This window comes from Agrococcus casei LMG 22410, from assembly GCF_900163565.1.
GTDB classification, from domain to species: domain Bacteria; phylum Actinomycetota; class Actinomycetes; order Actinomycetales; family Microbacteriaceae; genus Agrococcus; species Agrococcus casei.
In genome coordinates, this window is the sequence record NZ_FUHU01000008.1 from 1 (window position 1) to 9877 (window position 9877).

10 protein-coding genes are annotated in these 9877 nt (G+C 64.9%); 4 read left to right on the plus strand and 6 right to left on the minus strand.

The genetic code is table 11. The features are described 5' to 3' along the window. A partial coding sequence (locus CZ674_RS01460; RefSeq protein WP_234988369.1) for an LPXTG cell wall anchor domain-containing protein occupies positions 1 to 918 on the plus strand: 918 nt, incomplete at its 5' end. A 405-nt stretch (positions 919 to 1323) separates the two neighbouring features. Here CZ674_RS01460 and CZ674_RS01465 read toward each other — a convergent pair. The 3 genes from CZ674_RS01465 to purS form a co-directional block, all read right to left on the minus strand. Beyond that, a complete protein-coding gene (locus CZ674_RS01465; protein ID WP_086990562.1) occupies positions 1324 to 1827 on the minus strand; it encodes a DUF3817 domain-containing protein in 504 nt (167 codons plus the stop codon). Between the two features lie 161 nt (positions 1828 to 1988). Beyond that, entirely contained in the window at positions 1989 to 2678 is a 690-nt protein-coding gene (gene purQ / locus CZ674_RS01470; RefSeq protein WP_086990564.1) for a phosphoribosylformylglycinamidine synthase subunit PurQ, read from the minus strand. Next, positions 2675 to 2947: a phosphoribosylformylglycinamidine synthase subunit PurS gene (gene purS / locus CZ674_RS01475; RefSeq protein ID WP_086990566.1), complete on the minus strand. Its 273-nt coding sequence runs from the start codon at positions 2945 to 2947 to the stop codon at positions 2675 to 2677. Before purS ends, purQ begins: the two co-directional genes overlap by 4 nt. 99 nt (positions 2948 to 3046) lie before the next feature. Here purS and ypfJ point away from each other — a divergent pair, with 99 nt between their 5' ends. Next, positions 3047 to 3922, plus strand: coding sequence for a KPN_02809 family neutral zinc metallopeptidase (ypfJ, locus tag CZ674_RS01480; RefSeq protein ID WP_086990568.1), 876 nt, complete (start codon positions 3047 to 3049; stop codon positions 3920 to 3922). A gap of 68 nt (positions 3923 to 3990) precedes the next feature. Here ypfJ and CZ674_RS01485 read toward each other — a convergent pair whose 3' ends face one another. Beyond that, the gene (locus CZ674_RS01485) at positions 3991 to 4839 is read right to left on the minus strand and encodes a phosphoribosylaminoimidazolesuccinocarboxamide synthase (RefSeq protein ID WP_086990570.1); all 849 of its coding nucleotides are present in this window, start codon (positions 4837 to 4839) and stop codon (positions 3991 to 3993) included. Next, positions 4836 to 6101, minus strand: a complete 1266-nt coding sequence (purD, locus tag CZ674_RS01490; RefSeq protein ID WP_086990572.1) for a phosphoribosylamine--glycine ligase — start codon at positions 6099 to 6101, stop codon at positions 4836 to 4838. Before purD ends, CZ674_RS01485 begins: the two co-directional genes overlap by 4 nt. 53 nt (positions 6102 to 6154) lie before the next feature. On the opposite strand from purD, the gene CZ674_RS01495 reads away from it, so the two are divergent. Continuing rightward, entirely contained in the window at positions 6155 to 6511 is a 357-nt protein-coding gene (locus CZ674_RS01495; protein ID WP_086990574.1) for a sterol carrier family protein, read from the plus strand. A 37-nt stretch (positions 6512 to 6548) separates the two neighbouring features. Continuing rightward, positions 6549 to 7643: a hypothetical protein gene (locus CZ674_RS01500; protein WP_086990576.1), complete on the plus strand. Its 1095-nt coding sequence runs from the start codon at positions 6549 to 6551 to the stop codon at positions 7641 to 7643. A 471-nt stretch (positions 7644 to 8114) separates the two neighbouring features. Here CZ674_RS01500 and CZ674_RS01505 read toward each other — a convergent pair whose 3' ends face one another. Further along, complete coding sequence (locus CZ674_RS01505; protein ID WP_234988370.1) at positions 8115 to 9497, minus strand: short-chain fatty acid transporter; 1383 nt, start codon at positions 9495 to 9497, stop codon at positions 8115 to 8117. Positions 9498 to 9877: the final 380 nt, after the last annotated feature.

A 9877-nucleotide genomic window follows, 5' to 3' on the forward strand; every position in this document is an offset into this window, starting at 1 on the left:
GAGTCTCTGTCGTGCCTTCCTGGTAACGACTGTCTACAAGAAGTGTCACACCCCAATCACTTGAAGGTGCCTGCTTCCCTGCTGGAATCGCTTGGAACGGAGCCCGTTGCGGCCACGCTCACGCTGACTGCTTCCATCGACGGTCTTGCAGAGTCCGTTGCTTGCCCTGACGAAGATGGTGACGGATACACCGACGTCAACGATGGCGACAACAGCACGTGCGAGGCCATTGACTGGACCGCGTCCTCAACCACAGACCGTCGTCTCGTTGACTATTCCAACAACGGTTACCGCAGTAAGGTTTCGCCCGAGAATGGCAGCGCTGGTTACCTCGCGGTGCATCACTGGTCTTCAGTAGATGGGAACACGTTGTTCTGGCGTGTCCCTATTGGCACGGAGCACCCGCTGACTGCCGGGGCCACGATGACCTTTACTGTCGGCGACAACTGGACAGTTAATGAGGACTCGTTCTCTCTGCTGGCTGGCGACCTTTTCGAGCGCTTTACTGGGGTCCCTGGTTTTGAGGAGAATGCTGTCGTAGGCGAGCCTACCTACGCAGTTGATGGCAAGACCATTACTGTAACTCTTCCGGAGATGCCCGCCGCCAGCAATGTGATGTTCACGTTCAACGGCACTGTCGATGGATCCAGTGACTCTCTGAGTACCGGCTTCGCGCTTGACGGTGTGCTTACCGGCACATACCCGGAGTCCGTCTCAGAGCAGCTTGGTTGCAACGAGCCGACTGAGCCCACTGAGCCGACCGAGCCGACCGAGCCGACCGAGCCCACTGAGCCGACTGATACCTCGGACGATGAACTGCCGGAGACTGGTATGGAGCTTGGAATCGTCACTGTGCTCCTCGCAGCGGGACTCGCCGTTGCAGGCGGCTTCCTCCTCCGGAGCCGGACACGAGCCTAGCGCCGTGTAGCCTCTACTGATAAAGAAGCGGTCCCTCCAACCATGGCAGGGACCGCTTCTTTTCGTTCAGACACGGTGTTCGCAACTCAGACGAACGTGGATGATGAGGGTGCGTCGGCACGTCCCTGGGCCCTCGATGGTGCCGCCTTGGTGTCCGACCATGCTCCCGTCAAGTGTGCGAAAGCAGACACATGCAACGATCATGCATGGATTGTGTCGGCGGGTGCTGAACGACGGACGACTTGAGATTCACGTCGATCGAACAAGGGGCAGCATGGCCGACTTCTCCCGGGTCGGTGGGGAGGGGTGGAGTCTGCTTTCTCCTTCAATGGCGCAAGCGCTATATGGCTTCGACGCTTTCGAACTCGCTCGGTGCGGCTATTGCCCTGTCGTTGAGCTCTTATCTCAGTTGAACCACTCAGTTGGTGGGCCGAGCTGGAGTAGCACGGTGACGACTGCGGTGACGCTTAATGCAAGCACGAGCAGAGTGGCAATCGGGTGGCGCAACCCGAACCGCAGAGCATTGTCGATGAAGGTGTTGTCGCGTGGGTCTTCAGTCTTCTCTGTTCGCCATGCGCCTTGAAGCTTGCCGCGCTTCGCAAGCCAGCGATCGAAGGGGAGCGTCGCGAACGGCACGATTGCGAGGGCGACGGCGCCGACAATGAGACTAAGCTTCCACCGCTGGTTGAGGCCGACGACGCCCGCGGTTACCGCGTAGGAGACGAAAACTGCCCCGTGGGTGAGCCCGAACGGAAACATGAGCGCATCGAAGTCGAAAGCGTACTTCGCGATCATGCCGCTGATCAGCAAGGCCCAGGTGAACATCTCAGCCGTCGCGAAGAAGCCGTACAGACGCTTCGGGGTGATTCTTGACTGGTGCGAGGTTGCTTGAGTTGCTTCGGTGGTCATGCCACTAAGGCTACGGGGCTGGCGTGGCCAGGCGGACCCATCGAATGGTTGAGGTTAGGGGTTTCGAGACGTGACTGCGTCGCTCCTCAACCGCCGGGGGCGGGGTGCATGGTTTCGTGACGCAGCGAGCGGCTCATCAACCGGCGTTGTTTGGGGCCCAGTTACGCGGCGATCTGCTCTAGGACCTTCGTGAACATCGGCAGACCGTCGAGGCCATCGCGCAGACGGTCGGTGCTGGGGCCGAAGCCCAGCTCGACAGCGTGCTCAGGGTGCGGCATGAGGCCGACCACATTGCCACGCGCATTCGTGAGGCCCGCGATGTCGTCGGTCGAGCCGTTCGGGTTCACGTCGACGTAGCGGAACGCGACGAGGTTCTCGTCTTCGATCTGCTTCAGCTGGTCAGCGGTGGCGACGAACCGGCCCTCGCCATTCTTGAGCGGAATGGTGATGACCTCGTCGGTCGAGTATCCGCTCGTCCATGCCGTGTCGTTGCGCTCGACCTTCAGCAGCTGGTCGCGGCGCACGAACAGGCCGCTGTCGTTGCGCGTGAGGGCTCCGGGCAGCAGACGCGCCTCGGTGAGCATCTGAAAGCCGTTGCAGATGCCGAGCACGGGCATGCCGGCCTCAGCTGCTGCGACGACCTCGGTCATGATGGGGGAGTTCGCTGCGATCGCACCGCTGCGCAGGTAGTCGCCGTATGAGAACCCGCCCGGCAGCACCAGCGCATCCACGCCCTGCAGGTCGTGCTCGCCGTGCCAGAGGGCAACAGCCTCGTGGCCGCCGAAGCGGACCGCGCGCTGGGCGTCGCGGTCGTCGAGGGTTCCGGGAAAGGTGACGACGCCGATTCTCATCGGGCGTCCCACGATTCGCCATGCTCTGCAACGCGCACGTCGACCACGTCTTCGATGACGGAGTTGGCGAGCATGTCTTCTGCGATCGTGCGGAGCTCAGCGAGCTTGGCCTCAGTGGGCTGCTCGTCGAGCTCGATCTCGAACCGCTTGCCCATACGCACGCCGGCGATGCCTTCGTGACCCTTTCGGGCGAGGGATGCGGTGATCGCCTTGCCCTGAGGGTCAAGGATCTCGGGCTTGGGCATGACTTCGATGATGACGAGCGGCATGGCTGAATCTCCTCCGTGTGCTGAGTCAATCCTATGCTGTTGCGGCGCGCGCCGAGACCGACTCTGCCCTTGCGGGCCCTCACGCGCTACTTTTATGCCATGACCTTCAGGAACGATGCTGACTTCAACACCAAAACGGTGAAGCGAGGCGGCGGCAAAGGGCGCGGACTGGCCATCGGTGGCGGTGGCGGCATCGTCGCAGTCATCGCCGTAGTCGTCATTTCACAGCTAACTGGCTTCGACGTCTCGGGATTATTCGCCGGCGGCAATGGCCAGCAGCAGCAGCCCGGCGTTGAGATCACCGGCTGCACCGGCGCAGACGCCAACGACCCGGCGAACATCGACTGCCGCATGGAAGGCGGCTCGCAGTCGCTCAGCACCTACTGGAGCGACCAGCTCGGAGGCGACTACCGCGACCCTGAGGTTGTGCTCTTCGACGACAGCGTCTCGACCGGATGCGGCCAGGGATCCGGCGCGACCGGCCCCTTCTACTGCTCGGCCGACGAATCGATCTACATCGACACGTCGTTCTTCGACGACCTGCGCGACCGCTTCGGCGCTGAAGGCGGCAACCTCGCCGAAATGTACGTGCTCGCCCACGAGTGGGGGCACCACGTGCAGTTCCTGCGCGGCGAGCTGCAGCAGATGAACCCGCAAGACACCGGCCCCGCATCGAGCATGGTGCGTGGCGAGGTGCAGGCTGACTGCTACGCCGGGGCCTGGATGAACGGGGCTACCGGAGCCAGCGAAGACGGTGCTCCGCCTGTGATGGAGTCGGTGTCCGCTGCCGACTTCGCGCAGGCCATCGACGCCGCCGGGGTCATTGGCGACGACCGGCTGCAGCAGTCTTCTGGCCAGGGTGTGAATCCTGACGCGTGGTCGCACGGGTCGAGCGAGCAACGTCAGCAGTGGCTGATGGCCGGGTTCGACGGTGGGCCCGGGGCTTGCGACACGTGGTCAGTGGAGGCGCCCTAGGGGGTTGGGGTTCTGACTTTCTCGGTCGCTAAGGGCCGCCGCGTCAATAGTTGTCGTGGATCCGCACCTCAACCGGCGTTCAGGCGGGCCAGCAGCTCGGCGTAGCGGTCAGACGCGCGGGCCGCGACCTCAGCAGGCAGCAGCGGCGGCTCGCCCTCGCCATCCCAGTTTTCGAGCAGCCAGTTACGCACGATCTGCTTGTCGAACGACTCGATGCGGCCCTCGGCAAGTGCCGCGGCATCCCAGTAGCGAGACGAATCCGACGTCAGAATCTCGTCGGCCAGCACGATCTCGCCGGTGACCCGGTCGCGGCCGAACTCGAACTTCGTGTCGGCCAGCACCAGCCCCTTCGCCGCGGCGATCTCGGCCGCACGTGTGAACACCTGCATCGAGCGCTCGCGAATCTCGGCAGCGGCCTCGGCACCGACCAGCTCGACAACGCGCTCGAACGGGATGTTCTCGTCATGCTCTCCCTGCGGCGCCTTCCAGGCCGGGGTGAAAATCGGCTCTGGCAGTGCGTCGCCGTCGACGAGGCCGTCGGGCAGACGCACGCCAGAGATGGCGCCTGTGGCCTGATACTCCTTGAGGCCAGACCCGGTCACGCGGCCGCGCACGACGCATTCGACCGGCAGCATATCGAGCGACTTCACCAGCAGCGCACGGTCAGCGACCTCGGTAGGCGCTGGGTCTGCAAGCAGCTGACCGCCGAGGCCCAGCGCATCCGACCACCACAGCGTCATCGCCGTCAGCGTCGCACCCTTGCCGGGAATCGCGGGGGAGAGCACGTGGTCGAACGCGCTCACACGATCAGACGCCACCATCAGCAGACGGTCGGTCGTCTCGAGCGTCTCGCCCGTCGGAACATGCAGATCGCGCACCTTGCCGCTGTAAACGAGGTCGAAGCCGGGCAGGTTCACAGGGCCGCCCCGGCCGCGATGTCGGTGCGGTGCTGGCCGCCTTCGAGCGTGATCTTCGCGATGCCTTCGTATGCGGAATCACGCGCCTCGGCGATGCTGGGCCCGGTCGCGACGACGTTGAGCACGCGGCCGCCGGTGGCGATCCAGCGTCCGTTGTCGACGCGTGTTGCGGCATGAATCAGACTGACATTCTCGACCGCGGCGGCGTCGTCGAGCCCGGTGAGCTCGCGGCCTGTCTGCGGAGCTTCGGGATACCCTTCGCTGGCGATCACGACGGTCACGGCTGCCTCGTCGCTGAACTCGAGCGGGGGCAGTTCGGCAAGCGCACCGGTGGCCGAAGCCATGAGCGCATCGGCCAGGCTCGACGTGAGGCGCGGCAGAATCACCTGCGTCTCGGGGTCGCCGAAGCGCGCGTTGAACTCGATGACCCTGATGCCTGCGTCGGTCACGATCAGGCCCGCATAAAGCAACCCGACGAACGGAGCACCGATCTCGGCAAGACGACGGATGGTCGGCTCGGCAACGTTCGCGCGCACTTCGTCGGTGAACGCGGCCTCGGAGCCGAAGCGCTCGATGATCCAGTCGCACGGCGAGTAAGCGCCCATGCCGCCGGTGTTCGGGCCAGCGTCGCCGTCAGCGAGGCGCTTGTAATCCTGGGCAGGAGTCAGCGGCACGACCGTCTCGCCGTCGCTCAAGAAGAAGAGGCTGACCTCGGGGCCAGCCAGGAACTCCTCGACCAGCACGGGCCCTTCGCCGAGGTACTTCTCGGCATGCTCGATCGCGGCGTCGCGGTCTTCGGTGACCAGCACGCCCTTGCCCGCCGCCAGCCCGTCTGCCTTGATGACCCACGGGCCGCCCTGACCGTCGACCGCTGCGACCAGCTGGTCGTAGTCGGCAACCTGAGTGACGGCGCCTGTCGGCACCTGCGCATCCGTCATGATCTGCTTCGCGAACGACTTCGAACCCTCGATGCGCGCAGCCAGCTTCGACGGGCCGAACACCGCGATGCCCGCGTCGCGCACCGCATCGGCGACGCCCGCGACGAGCGGCGCCTCGGGGCCGATCACGACGAGGTCGACCGCGCGATCGGCTGCGAGCTCGGCGACGAGGTTCGCGTTCAGCTGGTCGATCTGCACGGTCTCGACGTCGGCTGCGATGCCGCCGTTGCCGCCCGCGCAGATGACTTCGTGCGAGCCCTCGCGAAGCAGCGCAGTGATGATGGCGTGCTCGCGCGCGCCCGTGCCCAAGACAAGAATCCTCACGCAGGAGATTCTAGCGGGGGCTGCGTGTCGGAGGTGCTGGCTACGCTGATGCCATGGCGAAGAGAATTGCGGATGCAGCGGGCATGCAGGCTGTGCGCGCCTGGGCTGCGGGCGGTGCAGGGCGCAGCGAGACGGCGACGGCGGTGCGGTACGCGCTGCAGGCGTTGTCTGATCGGGCGCCGGGCAAGAGCGTCGAGGTGCGAGTGCCTCCGTTCGGGGCAGTGCAGGCGGTCGAAGGGCCAGGGCACACCCGTGGCACTCCGTCGAACGTGATCGAGACCGACGCCGACACGTGGCTGCAGGTCGCCACCGGGGCACTTTCGTGGGCGGATGCGGCTGCTGGCGGCCGTGTGCGCGCATCCGGCCAGCGTGCAGACTTGAGCGGCTGGGTGCCGCTGATTCGTGCCTGACCGCACGCGCCGGGCCGAATCATGGTTGAGTTAGGTCATGGCGGTCAAGAAGAACAACAGCGCAGGCATCATCGGCGGAATCATGACCGCGGTGGGCGGCGTCATGCTGTTCACCTCCTTCGGGGCGCTGATGGAGGGGCTTCGCGCGTTCGGCACGGCCTTCTCGATGTACAGCGACGTCGAGTACGCGTTTCAGTTCGCCCTGTACTCAGCCGGAGGGCAGGTGTGGGTCGGCATCATCGGCGTGATCCTGCTGTTCATCGGCATCATGACCACGCGCGCAGCCGCTGCCACCGCCGCGAAGAACGCTGTCGAGAAGGGCAGCGAGGCGTTCTCGCACGCCAGGTCTGAAGCCGAGCAGCGTGCTCGCGAGCAGCAGCGCGCCATGGAAGAGCGCGCCAAACAGGCCAGCCGCGACGCCCAGGCCCGCGTGCAGCAGCGCCAGCAGGCGATGGCTTCGGGCGGGTCTTCGGCTTCGACGGCTTCTGGTGGGGCTGGCGGTTCGGGGGGTTCTGGTGGGCCTTCTGGTTCGCAGACTCGCCTTGACGAGCTGCGCAATAGGTTCGCGAACGACCCCCGCATGGACCAGGTTCGACAGCAAGCCGAGGCCCGCGGATACGGCGACATCGCCGACCGCTATCTGCCTCGCGCGCAACAACCGGCTCAGCCAGCGCCACGACCCACCGGCGGGCAGAATGCGTTGAGCGGCGACGGCTATGCGGGTCAGAACGAAGCTTCGCACCACAATCCTGCGCAGCAGCACATGCAGCGTCCTCAGGTTTCGCAGCGTCCGCAGACGGGCATGCAGCGACCCTCGCCTCGGCCTCGACCGGCTGCGCCGAAGCGTGAAGCGGCACGGCTTGCTCCGAGCCCCGCGCAGATTCGGCGCGAGCGCGACGAGGCTCGCGAAGAGGCCCGAGCCGAGGTGCGTCGTGCGCAGCAGGCGGCCGACACGCTCGAGCGCACGCTGAGTGGCGAGATCCGCAAGGGCGGCATTGCACGCGGCGGACACGGGGATGCGCGCAAACGCCAGTCGGCGCTGGTTGCGAGTGCGCTCAACACGTCTTCGATCTCTCGGTCGAGCCTGACGACGAACTCGCTCTTCTCGACTGGACGCCGCAGCAGCATCTGAGCTCCCTCTGGAGCCAAGCTGAACTCCCTTTGGAGTTGAGCTTCGGCGGGGTCTGCCGGAGTGCTTGCTTATTGATCCAAGCATTTGGGCAGATACCCGCGTTCTGAGCTGCTGGTTCAGCGACAGATGGCTCCGAGATGCTGGCTGAGAACCAGCATTTGGGGCACGTGCCAGCATCTCGGCACGGCCCCTCCACGAGGCCGGCATCTGAACTCCCTTTGGAGTTGAGCTTCGGCGCCGGCTGCCGAACTGCTTGTTTTGTGGCCGAATCTGCCGAGGTGCTTGCAGTCTGCAAGCATTTGGGCAGATCCAAGCACTTGGGCAGATGGCGGGTCGGCGGCCGACGCCGAATGGGAGCTCGGGCTGCCAGAAGCCGCGAAAGGGAGCCCAGTGAGCTCCCTTTCGACGTTTGCACTCCCTTTGGAGCCGCACTCACCCCATCCGTCTCCCTTTGGAGTGCGGCCCACCGGCCTACTGCAGCACGATGCTCGCAACGACGAGCGCGCCGCCGAACACGAGCCCAGAGGCAACCAGCGTCGCCGTCGTGTAGCCCAGAATGTCGCGCATTTTGAGCCCGGCGATCGCCAGCAGCGGGATCGCCCAGAACGGCTGGATCATGTTCGTCCACTGGTCGCCGTACGACACCGCCATGATCGCGATCGCGGGGTCGACGCCCAGCTGCTCTGCCGCATCGAGCATGATCGGCGCCTGCACCGCGAACTGCCCGCCGCCCGACGGCACGAAGAAGTTCACCAGCCCGGCCGACAGCAGTGCGAAGAGGCCGAAGGTGATCGGGTTCGCGATGCTCACGAGCATGTCGCTGAAGATCTGAATCAGACCCGACGCCGACATGATGCCCATGATTCCGGCGTAGAGCGGAAACTGCAGCAGGATCTCGCCGACATTCGACGCCGCGTTCTTCGTCAGCGCGATGACCTCGAACGGGTTGCGCACCATCAGCAGAATCAGTGCCAGGAACATCCAGTTGACGATGTCGAGCGTGACCTGTCCGCCCCGCACGAAGTGAATCACGATGTACGCGCTGAGCATCAGCCCGACCAGCAGCGTGGGGATGCGCGACGCGTCAATGCGGTCGGCCGGAGTCTCGACATCGTCGAGTTTGGGGCTCTCGTCCTTGCCGACTGACGACGGCATCTGCACGATCTTCTCGGCACCGCGCGGCGCGATCGCCCACAGCGCGACCGACACGAGCACGATCGTGGCGACGGCTGCCGAGATGTTCCACCACGAGAATGTGGTCTCGGTGATCGGAATCGTGTAGCCGAGCTGCTCCGAGATGAACGAGTCAGGCGTCGCCGCGGTCAGCGGGCCGGAACCCGAGTAGCCCATGTGCCACACCACGAAGCCCGAGAACCCGGCGGCGACCAGCATCGGGAAGTGCAGCTTGAGACCGCGGTCGCGACCCGAGCGGGCGACCTCCTTGGCGAGCAGCCCGCCGACGACGAGGCCGAGGCCCCACGTGATCAGCGACGCGACGGCTGCGGTGACGAACACCAGCAGGTACGCCTGCATCGGGGTGTTCGGCTTCTCGGCCACCCAGTCGAGCAGTCGACGCACGGGCTTGGTGTTGGCGAGCATGTGCCCGAGCAGCAGGATGAGCGCCATCTGCGTCATGAACGCGAGCAGGCCGGCGAGTCCGTCGCCCCAGCCGACGATGAGGTCGACGGGTGATGTGGGCGTGACGATCAGCGCCAGCAGCGCGACGATCACGGTCAGCACGATCGCGAACACGAGCGACGACGGAATCCATCGCTCGACCACGTGGTTGATCGGCTGCATCACGCGCGCGAGCGGCGCCTTCTTGGCAGGTTTGTCGGGAGCTGTCTTGGTCATGGGAACCTCTTTGTGCCTATGGAATCAAGGGATGCGCGCCAAGGGTGCGCTGAAGCGAGTCTATGAGATCGGGCGGGTGCGGGGCGGATTCTGAACTCCCTTTGGAGTTGAGCTTGGCGGGGTTTGCCGAAGTGCTTGTTCTGTGGGGGAATCTGCCGAAGTGCTTGCAGATTGCAAGCATTTGGGCAGATCCAAGCAGTTCGGCAGATGGCTGCGTGCTGAGCTGCTGGTTCAGCGACAGATGGCGCCGAGCTGCTGGCTGAGAACCAGCATCTGGGGCAAGCGCCAGCATTTCGGCACGACCCGTCGCCGAGGCTGGCATCTGAACTGATGCGCCCTGGTTTTGTTGGAGGCTCCAGTGTTACGGACGGAGAATGGAG